This is a genomic window from Thermomonas sp. (assembly GCF_023953935.1).
Taxonomy (GTDB): Bacteria; Pseudomonadota; Gammaproteobacteria; order Xanthomonadales; family Xanthomonadaceae; genus Thermomonas.
Genome location: NZ_JAMLIW010000001.1, coordinates 272,169 through 288,927, shown reverse-complemented (window position 1 = coordinate 288,927; position 16,759 = coordinate 272,169). Strand labels below are relative to the sequence as shown.

The following is a 16,759-nucleotide window of genomic DNA, read 5'->3' as shown; positions in this document are numbered from 1 at the left end:
CCGCGTGAAGCGACCGGCCGCCGACGCAGCCACTCCGGGACCGTCGTTTCCCCCTCTGGTGCTGTTCGACCTTGACGGCACCCTGCTCGACAGCGCGCCCGACATGCTGGCAACGGTCAATCGCATGCGCGCCGCGCGCGGGCGTCCGGCGCTGGCCCTGGCCGAGCTGCGCCCGCATGTGTCCAAGGGCTCGCGGGCGATGAGCGCGGTGGCTTTTCCCGAGCTGGGCGGGCAGGTGCCCGACGCCCTGATCCGCGAATTCCTCGACGTCTATGCGCAGGAACTGGGCCGGCACGGCGCACCGTTTGCAGGCGTCGAGTCGCTGCTGGCGGCGATCGAGGCCTCCGGCAGCCGCTGGGGCATCGTCACCAACAAACCGGAATACCTGGCGCGGCAGGTGCTTGACGCGCTGGGCTGGACCCGGCGCTGTGCGGTGCTGGTGGGTGGCGACAGCCTGCCGCAGCGCAAGCCGGACCCGCTGCCGCTGCTGCACGCGGCCGCCAGCCTCGGCGTTGCCGTCGCGCAGTGCGTGTATGTCGGCGATGACGAACGCGACGTGCAGGCGGCCCGCGCCGCGCACATGTACTGCATCGTGGCGCTGTGGGGCTATCGGCTGGCGGATGACGACCCGGCCGGGTGGGGCGCCGAGGCGCTGGCGGCCCGCGTCGATGCGCTGCTGAACCAGGCGGTCTGGGGCATGGCGGTCCGGGGCGCGCGGGTATGAGCGACCCCGACGATCTGCGCCATTTCTTCGACAAGTGGCGCGCGCGCTGGCCGGAATGGCCGGTCGTCGAGACCTTCATTCCCGAACCGCAGCGTGAACTGGCGATGGCCTGGTTGGCGCTGCGCAGCGAACTGGCGGATGCGGCCTGGAGCGGCAGCGATCCGACCCCCGGCGCGGCCAAACTGGGCTGGTGGGCAGAGGAATTGTCCGGCTGGGCGCAGGGCGCGCGCCGACATCCACTGGGAAGGGTGTTGCAGAAGCAGCCTGCGGCCTGGGCAGCGCTGGCGGCCGGGATTCCCGCGCTGCGCGCCAGCCGCACCCAGATCGGTGAACTGGCGCCGGCGGCCAAGGGTCTGGAACCGTTCTCCGCCGGGCTGGCGCAGGTGTCTTCTGTCTTGTTCGACGCCCACCCGACGGCATCCGGCTGGACCACGGCCGTGGTGCTGCTGGGCGAACGCGCCCTGCGCCAGCCGCCCAGCGGCACCCCGGGCGAGATCAGCGCCCGCGGTCTGCTCCTTCAGCCGCGTTTCGATGCCGGTAGCCGGCCCGAGCGCATCCACGCCGCGCTGGTGCGGCTGCGCCTGCAGCGGCTGCTCGCCGGGAAGCCGCCCGAGCCGGGCCGCTTTCGTGCCCTGTGGACGGCTTGGCGCGCGGCGCGCGAGCAGGCGCTGACCTAAGCCGTTGCCCAGGAGGCGAACGCAGCGTTGCGGGTGCGTCAAGCCACGTCAAAGCGAAGCCGGTAGAATGTCGCGATGCACAACGCATTCCCGCGCTTGCCCTTGCCTGATGTCGCCTTCGACGCGGTGCCGCTGGCGCGCCCGCTGGACTGGGTCGGCATGGACGGGATGACCCTGCCGATCCGGGTGGACGGCGCGGACGGTGTTCCGATGCTGGTGCCGGCGGCGGTGGATGTCGCGGTCAACCTGCGCGATCCGGCCGCACGCGGCATCCACATGTCGCGGCTGTACCTGCGGTTGCAGCAGGCGCTGGCCAGCGAAACTCTGGGCGCGCCGACGCTGCGGCGGCTGCTGGATGCCTGCGTGGCCTCGCAGGAAGGACTGGCCGATCGGGCGCGGCTGCGGCTGCGCTTCGACCGCCTGCTGCTGCGTCGTGCCTTGCGCAGCGACAACGCCGGCTGGAAGCGCTATCCGGTCGAGATCGAAGCGGAACTGACCGAGGGCCACCTGCGGCTGACGCTGGGCTTCTCGGTCGAGTATTCCAGCACCTGCCCGGCCTCGGCGGCGCTGGCGCGTCAGGCCAACGCGCAGCGGTTCAGCGAGGATTTTGCGGTCGATCCTGCGCCGCCGGCGGCGGCCGTGCGCGATTGGCTGGAGAGCGAGTCGGGCATGATCGCCACCCCGCACGCCCAGCGCAGCCGCGCCGAACTGCGGGTGGAGCTGCGCCCGGCGTTCGATGAACTGCCGCTGGAACCGCTGATCGATGCGGTGGAAGCTGCGCTCGGCACGCCGGTGCAGACGGCGGTCAAGCGCGAGGACGAACAGGCCTTTGCGCTGGCCAACGGCGCCAACCTGATGTTCTGCGAAGACGCGGCGCGGCGGATTGCGGCAGCGCTGGCAGCCGATTCCCGGGTGGCGGCGTGGAGCGTGCGCGCGGCGCACCTGGAAAGCCTGCACCCGCACGACGCGGTGGCGTCGGTCAGCGGCCGCAATCCGGCGTAGGAACGCACCGCAGGGCGCGGACGCTCTTTCCCGGGCCACGCAGAGCATCGCGCCCCTGCGGTGCGCTCCCACAAGAATCCGCGGCATGCCGCGTCGCAGCTATTTGCGTTCCAGCACCAGCTGCGGGTCGATCCGCACGTCAAACCAGTTCATGCCCCAGTGCAGGTGCGGGCCGGTGGCGCGGCCGGTGGCGCCCACCGCCGCGACCGCATCGCCCTGGCGCACCGCATCGCCCACCTGCACGTCGATCCGCGACAGGTGCAGGAAGGTGCTGCTGATGCCGTGGCCGTGGTCGATGACGAGGGTGCCGCCGGTCAGGTACAGATCGGGTGCGGCGAAGATCACCAGCCCCGCTGCCGGAGCTTTGACCGGCGTGCCGCTGGCGGCGGCGATGTCCATCCCCGAATGCGGTGCGCCGGGCTGGCCGTTGTAGCTGCGGGCGCGGCCGAAGCGCCCGCTGATGCGGCCGTCGAGCGGGCGGATGAAGATTTGTGCAAACCCGAGTTCGTCGCCGTCGCGCGTGCGTGTGGCGGCCACCGCGGCCTGCTCGCGGGCGATCCGCTCGGCGATGGCCTTGGGCGGATTCACGGTGGCGGGCGGCACGCCGCGCACGGCTTCGATCGGCCAGTCGCGCGGCGTGATCCGGATGCTGTGCTCGACCCAGTCGCCGGCCGGCGGCTTGATGCGCACTTTCACGATGCCGGTGGCGTCGCGGCCGATGCCGAAAACGAAGCTGCCGTAGGGCGTCACCTTCAGCGTGCGGCCGGCGTATTCCACGCGGGCCGCCGGGTCGGTCTTGCCCAGCACCATGCTGCCCTGCGGTACCGAGGCGGGCAGGCGGGTTTCCCCTGCCGGGATCGCGCCGCCGCCGATCACCGGACCGGCCTGCTGGGTGGGCGCGGGCCCGCTGGCGGATACCGCCTGCTGGGCGCCGGCGGCGGCGATGGCGAACAACAGGGCAGGCAGCCAGCGGGCGTTCATCGGTCAAACCGCAGCCGCTGGCCCTGCGGCGCGCCGATGAGCCGCGAGCCGTCCCAAGCCAGCACGCCGTTGACCCAGGTGGAAGCGATCCGCGAGCGGAAGGTCATGCCCTCGAATGGCGACCAGCCGCATTTGGACAGCACGTCCTCGCGACGCACCGGCAGCGGCGCGTCTTCGACCAGCACCAGGTCGGCGGCGTAGCCTTCGCGCAGGAAGCCGCGCTGCGCCACGTCGAACAGCTGCGCCGGCGCGTGGGCAAAGCGCTGCACCACCTGCGCCGTGGTCAGGCGCCCGTCGTGGACCTGTTCCAGCGCCAGCAGCAGGGCGTGCTGCACCAGCGGCAGCCCGCTGGGTGCTTCGGCATAGGGTTTGCTCTTCTCTTCCAGCGTGTGCGGCGCGTGGTCGGTGGCGAGCACGTCGAGGCGGCCTTCGGCCAAGCCCTGGATGATCGCAGCGCGGTCGGCCTCGTCCTTGATGGCCGGATTGCATTTGATGAAATTGCCCAGCCGTGCGTAATCGGGACGCGCGAAGTGCAGGTAGTGCACGCAGGTTTCCGCGGTGATCTGCTTGCGGCTGCCGTCGGCGCGGATCAGCGGGCCGGCTTCGAACAGCGCCACCTCGTCGGCGGTGCTGATGTGGAGCACGTGCAGGCGGGTGCCGTGGCGGCGCGCCAGCGACTGCGCAAGCCGGGTGGACTTGATGCAAGCCTCGCGCGGGCGGATGTCGGGGTGGCATTCCACCGGGATGGCCTCGCCGTATTTCGCCTTGTATTCGGCGAGCTTGGCGTTGATCATCGGGGTGTCTTCGCAATGGGTGATGATCGGCACCGGGGTTTCGCCGAAGATGCCGTCCAGAGTCACCGGGTTGTCCACCAGCATGTTGCCGGTCGATGAGCCCATGAACACCTTCACCCCGGGCGTGGCCAGCGGGTCGATGGCGCGGATGGCGTCGAGGTTGTCGTTGCTGGCGCCCATGTAGAAACCGTAGTTGGCGCGGGCGCGGCCGGCGGCGCGGCGGTATTTGTCTTCCAGCTCGGGGGCGTCGAGGGTCGGCGGGCGGGTGTTGGGCATGTCCATGAAACTGGTCAGCCCGCCGGCCACCGCAGCGCCGGATTCGGTGGCGATGTCGGCCTTGTATTCCATGCCGGGTTCGCGGAAATGCACCTGGTCGTCGATCATCCCCGGCAGCAGGCGCTTGCCGCCCGCGTCGATCACGGTTTCGCCGGAGCGTGCGGCCAGACCGCTGCCGATCCGTTCGATGCGGCCGTCGGCAAAACGCAGGTCGCCGTCGAATTCGCGGCCTTCGTTCACGAGGCGGGCGTTGACGATCAGGGTGGAGCTCATGGGCTTTCCTTGTGCAGTGGTGGGGCAGTCCGGATGCGACGGTCAGGCCGGCGCCGGCGGAACGGAATTCTGCGCGGCGGCGGCAGCGCGGCGCCTTCAGGCCGGTGGAACCGGATCGTGGCCGCCCGGATGGAATGGATGACAGCGGCCGACCCGACGCATGGCCAGCCAGCCGCCCTTGACCACGCCAAAGCGCGCCAAGGCCTCCATGGCGTATTCGGAGCAGGTCGGCGCGAACCGGCAGCGTTGACCCAGCAGCGGGCTGATCCAGCGTTTGTAGCCGCGCAGCAGGGCGATAAGGAGCTTGGCGATCACGATTTGGCTGACAGGCGACGTGGCGCGGTTGCCGCCCCGTGCTGGGCAGGTTATAACAGCCCGCCTCACCGGCTCAAGGAAAATCCAAGGAACCCTCTGTCGTGGCTGTGAAGAAACCCGTGAAAAAGGCTGGCCAGAAGGCCGGCTCCACCAGGAAGGCGGTGAAACCTGCCGCTGCGAAGAAACCTGCGGTCAAGAAGCCGGCGGCGAAAAAGCCGACCCCCGCGAAAAAGCCGGCGCCCGTGAAGAAAGTCGCGAAGAAGGCGACGGGCGTGGTCGGGAAGGCGGTGGCCGCGGTGAAGAAGCTGGTGGCTGCCAAGAAGCCGGCGGCGAAGCAGCCGGCCGCGAAGACGGCACCGAAGAAGCAGCCGGCCGCTGCAAAAAAGGCCGCTGCAAAGAAGGTTGTCGCGGCGAAAAAACCGGCCGTTGCCAAGAAGGCGGCGGCAGCTCGGAAGCCGGTTTCTGCGAAAAAACCGGCGGAGACCAAGCGGGCGGCTGCGGCAAAGAAGCCGATCCCGGCCAACAAACCGGCTGCGGCCAGCAGGGCGCCGGCTGCCAAGCCGGCCGCCGCGCCGAAAAAGAAAACCGCAGCCAATGCGCACGCGCCAGTCAAGGCCGCCGGTGCTCCGATCAAGGCGGCGTCAACCAAGGCGAAGGGGCACGTAGCGCCTCCGGCGGTGGTCACCACGGCACCCCGGACCTCGGGCAAGGTGGCGGTGGCTGTCCCCAAATCGGCCGAGCCGCGTCCGGCGCCCAAGGTCAAGTACAAGGTCATTGCCTACCGGGTCGACGAAGCCACCGGCCGACCGCTGCTTCCGTCCGGCTACAAGCCTGCGCCGGACGAGGAGTACATGAGCGCGCTGCAACTCGAGTACTTCCGCCAGCGACTGCTCGACTGGCGCGCGAGCCTGGTCGAGGAATCCAAGCAGACGATCGAGAACCTCAAGGAAGAGGTGCGCGATGTCGGTGATGAAGCCGAGCGCGCCACCCGCGAGACCGAAAATTCGCTGGAACTGCGCACCCGCGACCGCTACCGCAAGCTGATCGGCAAGATCGACAGTACCCTCAAACGCCTGGACAACGGCGAGTACGGCTTTTGCGTTGATACCGGCGAGGAGATTGGCCTCGACCGCCTTGAGGCGCGGCTGACGGCCGAGCGCACCCTGGATGCACAGGAGCGCTGGGAACACATCCAGAAGCAGATGGGAGATTAGGCCGGCTGCGCGTCGCCGAGGCGGGCGCGTGCGGTGCTCGGAATGCTCATGTACGCATGAGTACACTCCGCTTCCTGTGCTCCGCGCGAACCCGCCTCGGCTTAGCTCGCTCGGCCTAATCCGGGCCAGCCGGCTGTGTGTCGCCGAGGCGCTCCGGTTGATGCAAAAGCCCCGCCGCGGTGGGGCTTCTGCTGTCGGCTCGTCACTTCGATGGGTTATTGCAATTCGCGCAGGTCCAAGCGCCGCAGTTTGGGCGCAAGTCGTGCCGTGGTCGCCACCACGCCCAACGTGACGAAACCGCCGACGATCATCGCCGGCACCAGCCCGAGCAGGCGCGCCATCACGCCGTCGTAGAAGGCGCCCAGTTCGTTCGACGAGCTGACGAAGATGCCGTTGATCGAAGAAACCCGTCCGCGCATTTCGTCGGGCGTCACCAGTTGCATGATGGTCGAACGCAGTACCACCGACACCCCGTCGCACATGCCGTAGAGCACCAGCAGCGCGCCGGACAGCCAGATGTTGCGGGACAGCGCGAAGGCAATCGTGCACAGGCCGAAGCAGGTCACCGCCCACATCAGGATCGGTCCGGCCAGGCGTTCCAGCGGGCGCCGGGTGAGCCAGATCGCCACCAGGATCGACCCCACGGCGGGCGCGGCGCGCAGGAAGCCGAAGGCTTCCGGGCCGGCGTGCAGGATGTCCTTGATGAAGGCGGGCAGCATCGACATTGCACCGCCCAGCAGCACCGAGAACATGTCCAGCGCCATCGCTCCGAGCATGATCTGGTTGCCGGCGACGAAGCGCGCCCCTTCGGCGATGCTGGCAAACACCGGGCCACGCTGCTGCTTCAGCGCGGGTTCCGTCACCGGCATCACCAGCAGAGTGACGGCGGCGGCCAGCGCGACGATCGTTGCCGTGGCATACGCCACCGATTTGCCCAAGCTGCCGACCAGCAGGCCGCCCAGCGCCGGCCCCAGCACCAGCCCGGTCTGGAATACCACGCTGCCCATGCTCGCGCCGGTCGGGAACTGCGCACGCGGCAGCACCCGGGCGAACAGCGCGTTGTAGACCGGCCCGAGGAATGAACGCCCGATGCCGCCCACGGCCACCGCCAGGTAGATCGGCCAGGTGCCGTGGGTGTGCAGCAGGATGTTGCCTGCGACCAGCGCGAGCGCGCCGGCATTGATGGCGAGCAGGATGCAGGCGGCAGCGCCGAGCTTGCGCCGCGGCAGGTGGTCGACCAGATGGCCGGAAAACGGCGCCACGCAAAAATACGGGATTACTTCGGCCAGCCCGATCAGACCGAGCGCGAGGGTGTCGTGGGTGATCTCGTAGATGTGCCAGCCCACCGTGACCGACACGACCTGATAGGACAGCAGGGTGAAGATGCGAAACAGCATCAGCCAGCGGAAGCCGACGCTGCCCAGCGGTGATGACGCCGATGCGGTCATCCGCCGATGGCGGCCTGGGCGCGTGCGCGGATAAAGGCCAGCAATGCCGCCAGCCCGTTGCTGCGGGTGGGCGACAGGTGCTTGGACAGGCCGATGGCGGAAATGTAATCCGGCGCGGTGGCGAGGATCTCCTGCGCGCTGCGGCCCGAATACACCCGTAGCGCCAGGTAAATCAGCCCGGACACGATGACCGAATCGCTGATCGAACGGAAGCTCAGGTGCTCGGCGTCACCTTCGGCCACGATCCACACCAATGACTGACAGCCGTGCAGGCGGTGTTCCTCGGTTTTCCATTTGTCCGGAAATTCCGGGAGCTTGTGGCCCAGATCGATCAGGTATTGGTAGCGCTCGGACCAGTCGCCGAAGAAGCCGAATTCGTCGGCGATCGCGGCCTGCGCTGCGGCGGCGGTGGGTTCGAGGGGAAAAGGGGAGTCGGTCATTGGTGTTCCTGTTCGTTCGAGCCCCTCTCCCTCCGGGAGAGGGGTTGGGGTGAGGGCCCGGCGTGTGTGGTACAGCCGGCTTCACCGAACCCTCATCCGCCCTGCGGGCCACATACATTCGGCACGTCCATGTGCCTCACCCATCGGGCGGGTGACGCCGTGCAAATCGGCAATCCTGCCGATTTGTCTCCCGGAGAGAGAAGGAGCATCACGCCCGCTTCCAGTGCACGCCCTGCGGGGTGTCCTCCAGCAGGATGCCTTCGCCGGCGAGTTGCTCACGGATGGCGTCGGCACGGGCGAAATCGCGCGATTTCTTCGCTTCGATGCGTTCGTCGATCAGGGCCTGGATGCGGGCATCGTCGGCGCGACTGGTGCCGCGCGCGAACCACGCGCCCGGATCCTGCTGCAGCAGGCCCAGAACGGCGCCGGCACCCCTGAGCTGAGCGGTCAATTCAGACAACTCTTCAATGCCTTCCTGCGGCGGTTTGTTCGAATGGACGAGCTGGTTCCGAAGAGCGCGAACACGGGCGGCAATCGAAGCCAGTTCTGCCAAGGCCTTGGGCGTGTTCAGGTCGTCATCCAATGCGTCCTCGATGGATTGAGGGGCCGGATGGTTCAGCGGTTCGGGGTCGCCTTTTCCCCTGAGGATACTAAGTAATCGTAGAACGTCAGCATCTCGCAGCGTGCCGTACAGTCGATCCAGCGTGCGCACACTTTGATCGATCAACCCATCCGACCATTCCAGCGGCTGCCGGTAATGCGCCGACAGCAGCGCATAGCGCAGCGCTTCCGGCGGATGCTGTTGCACCAGATCGTGCACGCGCTGGATATTGCCCACCGACTTGGCCATCTTGGCGCCGCCGAAATTGAGCATGCCGTTGTGCAGCCACCAGCGTGCAAACGGCGCGCCGCCGTGGGCGCACTCGCTTTGCGCGACTTCGTTTTCGTGGTGCGGAAACTGCAGGTCAACGCCGCCGGCGTGGATGTCGATCGTCGGCCCGAGATGGGCTTCGGCCATCGCCGAGCATTCGATATGCCAGCCCGGACGGCCGCGGCCCCAGGGCGAATCCCAGCCGGGCAGGTCGTCGCTGGAGGGCTTCCACAGCACGAAATCACCGGGATCGCGTTTGTACGGGGCCACCTCCACCCGCGCACCAGCCAGCATTTCCTCGGGGTCGCGGCGCGAGAGCTTGCCGTAGGCCTCGAAACTTGAAACCGCGAACAACACGTGGCCTTCGGCGGCGTAGGCGTGGCCTTCGGTGATCAGGCGTTCGATCATCGTGATGATCTGGCCGATATGGGCGGTCGCTTCCGGCTCGATGTCCGGCGCAAACGTCCCGGTGACACCCAGCGCCGCCATGTCCTCGCGATAGGCCGCCGCGTATCTGTCGGTGATGGTGGAAATCGGCGTGCCCAGTTCCTTCGCCGCCGCGTTGATCTTGTCGTCCACGTCGGTGATGTTGCGAGCGTAGCGCAATCCGCCGAAACGCCGCCGCAAGAGCGCAGCCAGCACGCCGAACACCACCGGCCCGCGCGCGTTGCCGATGTGCACGTAGTTGTAGACGGTGGGGCCGCAGACGTACATCGTCGGGCAGGCCGGATCCAGCGGTACGAAACGCTCGACCCGACGCGACAGGGTGTTGTAAAGGGACAGGTTCATGGAAGCGACCGCAGGGGATGCGCCATTGTAGCGGCGCCGGTCGCCGCGCCGGGCGACAGCGGGGATTCAGCCGCGCCAGCGCGGGCGCCGATAGACTCGCCGCATGTTCGCGCTGCGGCAAATCCCGCGTTTGTTCCTGCCCATGTCCCTGTGCGTGGGCGGGCTGGCACATGCGCAGGCGTCAGCGCAGGGGCAGCCGCCGCGCGAGGTCGTGCTGCCGATCGAGAACGTGCGCTACGACTACGCGCAGGTGATGTCCGTGCGTCCGGTCCAGCAGGTGCTGCGCACGACCAACCGCGAGCGCGTCTGCAGCGACCCGCAGCACCCGGAAACGCAGGTGCCGGTGCCCGCGGGCCAGGATTCCGGTCGGCTGCGCAATTGCCGGATGGCGCCGGTGGTCCGCGAATTCCGGCGCACGATCGCCTATGACGTCGATTACGTCTATCGCGGCAGCCGGTTCCGGACCCGGATGGGCAGCGATCCTGGCAATCGCCTGCGCATCCGCATCTCGATCATGCCGGCGCCGCTGAATTGACGGCGCAGCGCTTGCGCGATGAACATGGACGTGCGAGGATTCGCGCCTCGATGAACGCCGCCCTTGCCCCCCGTCATGCAGTCGCCGCCCGGATGGCCTCGGGCATGACCTCGCGCGCGCGCCGACCGGAACTGACGCCGCCAGCTGGGTAATCCGGATCGTTTGCATGCGCTTCAACTTCCGAAACCCAGCCCCGCAGGCTGGGTTTTTTGCGTTGAACCCCCTTGGTTTTCCCTTGTGAAACTTGCCAATGAAGCATTTCCTCAACACCCAGGATTGGAGCCGCACCGAGCTGGACGCGCTGCTGGCCGACGCGGCGCGGTTCAAGCGCGAGAAAGCCGGCGATGCGCTGAAGGGCAAATCCATCGCGCTGGTCTTTTTCAATCCATCCATGCGCACCCGCACCAGCTTCGAGCTGGGCGCGTTCCAGCTGGGCGGGCACGCCATCGTGCTGCAGCCGGGCAAGGACGCGTGGCCGATCGAATTCAACCTCGGCACGGTGATGGATGGCGACACCGAAGAACACATCAAGGAAGTGGCCCGGGTGCTGGGCCGCTATGTGGATTTGATCGGCGTGCGCGCCTTCCCGAAGTTCGTCGATTGGCAGGCCGACCGTCAGGACCGCGTGTTGAAGTCGTTCGCCAGGTATTCGACGGTGCCCGTCATCAACATGGAAACCATCACCCATCCCTGCCAGGAGCTGGCCCACGCGCTGGCCTTGCAGGAACACTTCGGCACCACCGACCTGCGCGGCAGGAAATACGTGTTGACCTGGACATATCACCCCAAGCCGCTCAATACCGCCGTCGCCAACTCCGCGCTGACCATTGCCACCCGCCTGGGCATGGATGTCACCCTGCTGTGCCCGACCGAGGAATACATCCTCGATCAGCGTTATATGGGCTGGGCGGCCGACAATGTGGCCGAAAGCGGCGGCTCGCTGCACGTCAGCCACGACATCGCAAGCGCCTATGCCGGCGCCGACGTGGTCTATGCCAAGAGCTGGGGGGCGCTGCCGTATTTCGGCAACTGGGAGCCGGAGAAGCCCATCCGCGACCGGTTCAAGCACTTCATCGTCGATGAAGCCAAGATGGCGCTGACCAACAACGGCGTGTTCAGCCACTGCCTGCCGCTGCGCCGCAACGTCAAGGCCACCGACGCGGTGATGGATTCACCGCGCTGCATCGCCATCGACGAAGCCGAGAACCGTCTGCATGTGCAGAAGGCCGTCATGGCGGCCCTTGTGGGCAGCCATGACGGGCGTGATTCGTGATTCGTGATTCGTGATTCGTGATTCGTGATTCGTGATTCGTGATTCGTGATTCGGGATTCGGGATTCGGGATTCGCAAGAGCAACCAATTTTTCAGTTCAGCCATTACTGGGTCTATCCATGTCACAGCAAACTGCCTCTCCGAATCACGAATCGCCCATCACCAATCACGGCCCCGCTGAAAGCAAGGACTGCGTCCTGGCGTTCAGCGGAGGCCTCGACACCAGCTTCTGCGTGCCCTGGCTGAAGGAACGGGGCTGGAACGTGCACACCGTGTTCGCCGATACCGGGGGCGTGGGTGCCGAGGAACGCGCCACCATCGAGGCACGTGCGGCGGAACTGGGCGTGGCCTCGCACGTCACCATCGACGGCGGGCCGGCGCTGTGGCGTGATTTCGTCAAACCCTTCGTCTGGGCCGGCGAGGGCTACCAGGGCCAGTATCCGCTGCTGGTGTCCGACCGCTACCTGATCGTCGATGCCGCACTGGCGCGTGCGCGGGAATTGGGGACTGACGCAATCGCCCACGGCTGCACCGGCATGGGCAATGACCAGGTGCGGTTTGACCTCGCGGTGAAGGCGCAGAGCCAGTGCCGCATCATCGCCCCGATCCGGGAAATCCAGAAGGAGCACACGCAAACGCGTGCTTACGAGCAGGCCTATCTGGAAGCGCGCGGCTTTGGCGTGCGCAGCAAGCAGAAGGCCTACACCATCAACGAGAACCTGCTGGGCGTCACCCTGTCCGGTGGCGAAATCGACGCCTGGGAAGCGCCCGGCGAGGGCGCGCGCGGCTGGTGTGCACGCCGCGAGCAGTGGCCGGCCGAGCCGATGGAAGCGAGCCTGCGTTTCGAGCGCGGCGAGGCGGTGGCACTGGACGGTCATCCGCTGGCAGGCGAGAAACTCCTGGCCAAGCTCAACATCATGTTTGCCCAGTACGGCGTGGGGCGTGGCCTGTATACCGGCGATACCACGATCGGTCTGAAGGGGCGGATCGTGTTCGAAGCGCCCGGCCTGACCGCCCTGCTGGTCGCCCACCGCGCGCTGGAGGAAGCGGTACTGTCCAAACTGCAAAACCGCTTCAAGCCGGAAGTGGCGCGCAAGTGGGTGGAGCTGGTGTACGAGGGCTTCTACCACGATCCTCTGAAGACCGACCTGGAAGCCTTCCTTGCAGCCTCGCAGCAAAAGGTCAGCGGTGAAGTGACCCTGCGTACCAACGGCGGCCGGGTCGATGCGATCGCGGTGCGCTCGCCGCACATCCTCAGTGGCAAGGGGGCCACCTATGCGCAATCAGCGGATTGGGGCGTGGAAGAGGCCGAAGGATTCATCAAGCTGTTCGGCATGAGCAGCACCTTGTGGGCGCAGGTGAATGGCGATCGCTGAGCTGCCCGTGATGGGTTTCAAATCCCCGTTCGTGGTGAGCCTGTCGAGCCGCGAATGGAACCGATTGGCCGTTCATCCTTCGACCAGCTCAGGACGAACGGCAGGAAGTGATCCGTTCGTGGTGAGCCTGTCGAACCGCGAATGGAGCCGATTGGCCGTTCATCCTTCGACCAGCCCAGGACGAACGGCAGGATGTGATCCGTTCGTGGTGAGCCTGTCGAACCGCGAATGGAGCCGATTGGCCGTTCATCCTTCGACCAGCCCAGGACGAACGGCAGGATGTGATCCGTTCGTGGTGAGCCTGTCGAACCATGAACGGGGCACAGCAGCTGCACATCCTGCGAACGGGACAGGACAAATGTTTGGACAACGAAATGCTCAATAACGTCCTCCCTCACCTCGAAGCGCTGGTGTCGTTCGACACCCGCAATCCGCCGCGCCGGATCGGCACGGACGGGATCTTCGACTATCTGCGCGTCCAGCTCCCGGGCTTTCGCATCGAAATCACCGACCATGGTGACGGAGCGGTGTCGATGCTGGCCGTGCGCGGCAACCCGCGGCGGGTGTTCAACGTGCATCTGGACACCGTGCCGGCGACGGCGGCCTGGAGCGCCGATCCCTTGCAGCTGCGGTTGGCGGCCGACCGCGCGATTGGCCTTGGTGCCTGCGATATCAAGGGCGCCGCCGCCGGGCTGCTTGCGGCTGCAAGCGCCACCTCGGGCGATGCCGCGTTCCTGTTTTCGTCCGATGAAGAGGCCAACGATCCGCGCTGCATTGCGGCTTTCCTTGCGCGCAAGCACGGCTTCGATGAGGCAATCGTCGCCGAGCCGACGCGCTGCGAAGCGGTGCTGGCGCATCGCGGCATCAGCTCGGTCCTGCTGCAGTTCAACGGCGAAGCCGGGCATGCCTCGGGCGCCAACGCGCTGCAGGCCAGCGCGCTGCACCAGGCGATGCGCTGGGGCAGTCGGGCGCTGGATCTGGTCGAGGCCGAGAGTGGCGCGCACTTCGATGGCCTGAGCGGGCTGCGTTTCAACATCGGCAAGGTCGAAGGCGGCATCAAGGCTAACGTGATCGCGCCCAGTGCCGAGGTCCGCTTCGGTTTCCGGCCGCTGCCATCGCATGATGTGGATGCCCTGCACGCGCGCTTCAGCGCCTGCGCCGCGGTGGGGGCATTGCAGCGCTACGAGGAAACCTTCCGTGGGCCGTCGTTGCCCGCTGGTGACAGCGCGGGCGCCGAGCAGCGGCGGCGGGCCGCCCAGGCGCTGGCCGAATCCATGCAGCTGCCGATCGGCGCGGCCGTCGATTTCTGGACCGAAGCCGCATTGTTCTCGCAGGCCGGACTGACCGCCGTCGTCTACGGCCCCGGTGAGATCGCGCAGGCGCATGCCGCCGATGAGTTCGTGTTGTTCGACCAACTCCTGCACTACACCACTTCCATCGTTCGCATCCTCGGGAACTGACCGACCGTGACCCCGTTCCTGAAACCCCAGGCCATCCATGACCCGCAGACGCGGCAGACCATCGTGCGCCTGCTGTCCAGCATGGGCAGTGCCAAGGAAATCTCGCAGTATCTGAAACGCTTCTCGCAGCTCGATGCCGCGCGCTTTGCGGTGGTGAAGGTGGGTGGCGCGGTGCTGCGCGATGACCTCGACGCGCTGGTGTCGTCGCTGGCATTCTTGCAGGACGTCGGCCTGACCCCGATCGTCCTCCATGGCGCCGGCCCGCAGCTGGACCTGGAACTGTCCACGGCCGGCATCGAGAAGAAAACCATCGACGGCCTGCGGGTGACATCGCCGGAAGCGCTGGCCATCGTGCGCCGGGTGTTCCATGCGCAGAACCTGAAGCTGGTGGAGGCCCTGCAGGCGGCGGATGCACGCGCCACCAGTATCGTCAGCGGCGTGTTCGAGGCGGATTACCTGGATCGTGAACGCTTCGGCCTGGTGGGCGAGGTCAAGCGCGTGGATCTGGCCCCCATTCAAGCCAGCCTGCAATCCGGCTCGATCCCGGTGATCGCGTCCCTGGGCGAAACCATCGGCGGGCAGATCCTCAACGTCAATGCCGACTTCGCCGCCAAGGAATTGGTGCAGGTGCTGCAGCCGTACAAGATCATTTTCCTGACCGGCACCGGCGGCCTGCTGGATGCCGCCGGCAAGATCATCGATTCGATCAATCTGTCCACCGAATACGACCACCTGATGCAGCAGCCGTGGATCGACGGCGGCATGCGGGTCAAGATCGAACAGATCAAGGATCTGCTGGATGGCCTGCCGCGGGCTTCGTCGGTGTCGATCACCAAGCCTTCGGAACTGGCCAAGGAGCTGTTCACCCACAAGGGGTCCGGCACCCTGGTCCGGCGCGGCGAGCGGGTGCTGCGCGCCGTTGCCTGGGACCAGTTGGATGGCGAGCGCCTGACCCGGCTGATCGAATCCAGCTTCGGCCGCAGGCTGGTTCCCGATTATGTGTCGCGCACGACGCTGCTGCGGGCCTACGTCAGCGAGAGCTACCGCGCCGCGATCGTGCTGGCCAGCGTCGATGGCCAACCCTACATGGACAAGTTCGCGGTGACCGATGCGGCGCAGGGCGAGGGCCTGGGACGGGCGGTGTGGAACGTGATGCGGGAAGAAACCCCGGAACTGTTCTGGCGCTCGCGCCACGGCAATCCGGTCAACCCGTTCTACGTTGCCGAATCCGACGGCTGCATCAAGCGTGAGAAATGGAAGGTGTTCTGGTCCGGCCCGGCCGGCTTCGACCGGATCGAACGCTACGTGCAGCTGTGCGCGCAGCGGCCGGCAACGCTGGAGGAACCGACGTGAATGCGATCAAGATCGGCCTGATCGGCGCGCGCGGCCATACCGGCGCCGAATTGATCCGCCTGCTCGCCGCGCATCCGCGCTTCGTGCTGGCGTTTGTCACCTCGCGCGAGCTGGACGGCCAGCGCGTGGCCGACCACAACGACGGCTTCGACGGTGCGCTGCGGTATTCCAATCCGGCGCATGGGCAGTTGCCGGAACTGGGCGCCGATGCGGTGATCCTGGCCTTGCCCAACGGCAAGTCCGCCGCGATCGTCGCCGCCTTCGACGCGGCGGGCCAGGATCCGGTGTTCGTCGATCTGTCCGCCGACCACCGATTCGATGCGGGCTGGTACTACGGTCTGCCCGAGCGCACCCGGGGGCACTACAACGGGCAGCGACGCATCAGCAACCCCGGCTGCTATGCCACCGCGATGCAGTTGGCCATTGCCCCGATGCTGGATGCATTGAGCGCGGCGCCGTTGCAATGCTTCGGCGTGTCCGGGCATTCCGGTGCCGGCACCACGCCATCGGACCGCAACAATCCCGATCTGCTGCGCGACAACCTGATGCCGTATGCCTTGATCGGCCATGTCCACGAGCGCGAAGTCTCGGCGCAGTTGGGGCATGCGGTTGAATTCATGCCGCACGTGGCGCCGCATTTCCGCGGCATCACGATCACCGCCAACCTGCATCTGTCCGGGCCGTTCACGCGGGCGGCGGTGCTGGCGCGCTACCACGAGCGCTACGCGGGCGAGCCGCTGGTGCGGGTGCAGGACCAGGCCCCGTGGGTGAGCCGCATCGCCGGGCGGCACCACGTCGAAGTCGGCGGTTTCACGCTGTCCGACGACGGCCGCCGGCTGGTGGTGGTGGCAACCGAGGACAATCTGCTGAAAGGCGCGGCGACGCAGGCGTTGCAAAATCTCAATCGGGCGTTCGGGCTGGATGAGCTCGAAGGTGTCCCACGGTAGCGTTGCGCCCCT

The 16,759-nt window shown here is 67.1% G+C and carries 16 protein-coding genes; 10 read left to right on the top strand and 6 right to left on the bottom strand.

Features of this window, described 5'->3' with window-relative positions; translation table 11 throughout:
• Positions 1-4 precede the first annotated feature (4 nt).
• The 3 genes from gph to folE2 all read left to right on the top strand — a co-directional run bounded on the left by gph (position 5) and on the right by folE2 (position 2,403).
• Entirely contained in the window at positions 5-724 is a 720-nt protein-coding gene (gph, locus tag M9902_RS01290; protein WP_297220633.1) for a phosphoglycolate phosphatase, read from the top strand.
• Positions 721-1,401: a phytoene/squalene synthase family protein gene (locus tag M9902_RS01285; RefSeq protein WP_297220631.1), complete on the top strand. Its 681-nt coding sequence runs from the start codon at positions 721-723 to the stop codon at positions 1,399-1,401. Before gph ends, M9902_RS01285 begins: the two co-directional genes overlap by 4 nt.
• A gap of 75 nt (positions 1,402-1,476) precedes the next feature.
• A complete protein-coding gene (gene folE2 / locus M9902_RS01280; RefSeq protein WP_297220629.1) occupies positions 1,477-2,403 on the top strand; it encodes a GTP cyclohydrolase FolE2 in 927 nt (308 codons plus the stop codon).
• A 99-nt stretch (positions 2,404-2,502) separates the two neighbouring features.
• Here the strand turns inward: folE2 and M9902_RS01275 are convergent, their stop codons facing one another.
• From M9902_RS01275 to yidD, 3 genes are all read right to left on the bottom strand, one after another.
• Positions 2,503-3,384: a M23 family metallopeptidase gene (locus M9902_RS01275; RefSeq protein ID WP_297220627.1), complete on the bottom strand. Its 882-nt coding sequence runs from the start codon at positions 3,382-3,384 to the stop codon at positions 2,503-2,505.
• Positions 3,381-4,727 carry a dihydroorotase gene (locus M9902_RS01270; protein WP_297220626.1) on the bottom strand — a complete coding sequence of 449 codons (1,347 nt, stop codon included), beginning with the start codon at positions 4,725-4,727 and terminating at the stop codon, positions 3,381-3,383. The genes M9902_RS01275 and M9902_RS01270 overlap by 4 nt, the downstream gene beginning before the upstream one ends.
• Before the next feature lie 96 nt (positions 4,728-4,823).
• The gene (gene yidD, locus M9902_RS01265) at positions 4,824-5,042 is read right to left on the bottom strand and encodes a membrane protein insertion efficiency factor YidD (protein WP_297172598.1); all 219 of its coding nucleotides are present in this window, start codon (positions 5,040-5,042) and stop codon (positions 4,824-4,826) included.
• A gap of 101 nt (positions 5,043-5,143) precedes the next feature.
• On the opposite strand from yidD, the gene dksA reads away from it, so the two are divergent.
• Positions 5,144-6,256 (top strand): RNA polymerase-binding protein DksA, encoded by a 1,113-nt coding sequence (gene dksA / locus M9902_RS01260; protein ID WP_297220623.1) that lies wholly within the window; start codon positions 5,144-5,146, stop codon positions 6,254-6,256.
• A gap of 215 nt (positions 6,257-6,471) precedes the next feature.
• Here dksA and M9902_RS01255 read toward each other — a convergent pair whose 3' ends face one another.
• The 3 genes from M9902_RS01255 to cysS form a co-directional block, all read right to left on the bottom strand.
• A complete protein-coding gene (locus M9902_RS01255) occupies positions 6,472-7,704 on the bottom strand; it encodes an MFS transporter (protein ID WP_297220621.1) in 1,233 nt (410 codons plus the stop codon).
• Positions 7,701-8,144 (bottom strand): SufE family protein, encoded by a 444-nt coding sequence (locus M9902_RS01250; RefSeq protein WP_297220619.1) that lies wholly within the window; start codon positions 8,142-8,144, stop codon positions 7,701-7,703. The genes M9902_RS01255 and M9902_RS01250 overlap by 4 nt, the downstream gene beginning before the upstream one ends.
• 208 nt (positions 8,145-8,352) lie before the next feature.
• Positions 8,353-9,804: a cysteine--tRNA ligase gene (gene cysS, locus M9902_RS01245; RefSeq protein WP_297220617.1), complete on the bottom strand. Its 1,452-nt coding sequence runs from the start codon at positions 9,802-9,804 to the stop codon at positions 8,353-8,355.
• 103 nt (positions 9,805-9,907) lie between these two features.
• Between cysS and M9902_RS01240 the strand changes: the two genes are divergently transcribed.
• From M9902_RS01240 to argC, 6 genes are all read left to right on the top strand, one after another.
• Positions 9,908-10,339, top strand: coding sequence for a hypothetical protein (locus M9902_RS01240; protein ID WP_297172586.1), 432 nt, complete (start codon positions 9,908-9,910; stop codon positions 10,337-10,339).
• Between the two features lie 244 nt (positions 10,340-10,583).
• Positions 10,584-11,612: an N-acetylornithine carbamoyltransferase gene (locus M9902_RS01235; RefSeq protein WP_297220615.1), complete on the top strand. Its 1,029-nt coding sequence runs from the start codon at positions 10,584-10,586 to the stop codon at positions 11,610-11,612.
• A 118-nt stretch (positions 11,613-11,730) separates the two neighbouring features.
• On the top strand, positions 11,731-12,987 hold the full coding sequence (locus M9902_RS01230) for an argininosuccinate synthase (RefSeq protein ID WP_297220613.1): 1,257 nt from the start codon (positions 11,731-11,733) through the stop codon (positions 12,985-12,987).
• 374 nt (positions 12,988-13,361) lie between these two features.
• Positions 13,362-14,447: an acetylornithine deacetylase gene (locus tag M9902_RS01225; protein ID WP_297220611.1), complete on the top strand. Its 1,086-nt coding sequence runs from the start codon at positions 13,362-13,364 to the stop codon at positions 14,445-14,447.
• Between the two features lie 33 nt (positions 14,448-14,480).
• Positions 14,481-15,800, top strand: coding sequence for an acetylglutamate kinase (locus M9902_RS01220; RefSeq protein ID WP_297220992.1), 1,320 nt, complete (start codon positions 14,481-14,483; stop codon positions 15,798-15,800).
• Positions 15,797-16,747, top strand: coding sequence for an N-acetyl-gamma-glutamyl-phosphate reductase (gene argC / locus M9902_RS01215; RefSeq protein WP_297220609.1), 951 nt, complete (start codon positions 15,797-15,799; stop codon positions 16,745-16,747). Before M9902_RS01220 ends, argC begins: the two co-directional genes overlap by 4 nt.
• Positions 16,748-16,759: the final 12 nt, after the last annotated feature.

Coding starts and splice junctions, on each gene's coding strand:
- M9902_RS01285 (WP_297220631.1), top strand. CDS start 721: ATGAGCGACCCCGACGATCTGCGCCATTTCTTCGACAAGTGGCGCGCG.
- folE2 (WP_297220629.1), top strand. CDS start 1,477: ATGCACAACGCATTCCCGCGCTTGCCCTTGCCTGATGTCGCCTTCGAC.
- M9902_RS01275 (WP_297220627.1), bottom strand. CDS start 3,384: ATGAACGCCCGCTGGCTGCCTGCCCTGTTGTTCGCCATCGCCGCCGCC.
- M9902_RS01270 (WP_297220626.1), bottom strand. CDS start 4,727: ATGAGCTCCACCCTGATCGTCAACGCCCGCCTCGTGAACGAAGGCCGC.
- M9902_RS01255 (WP_297220621.1), bottom strand. CDS start 7,704: ATGACCGCATCGGCGTCATCACCGCTGGGCAGCGTCGGCTTCCGCTGG.
- M9902_RS01250 (WP_297220619.1), bottom strand. CDS start 8,144: ATGACCGACTCCCCTTTTCCCCTCGAACCCACCGCCGCCGCAGCGCAG.
- cysS (WP_297220617.1), bottom strand. CDS start 9,804: ATGAACCTGTCCCTTTACAACACCCTGTCGCGTCGGGTCGAGCGTTTC.
- M9902_RS01240 (WP_297172586.1), top strand. CDS start 9,908: ATGTTCGCGCTGCGGCAAATCCCGCGTTTGTTCCTGCCCATGTCCCTG.
- M9902_RS01230 (WP_297220613.1), top strand. CDS start 11,731: ATGTCACAGCAAACTGCCTCTCCGAATCACGAATCGCCCATCACCAAT.
- M9902_RS01225 (WP_297220611.1), top strand. CDS start 13,362: ATGCTCAATAACGTCCTCCCTCACCTCGAAGCGCTGGTGTCGTTCGAC.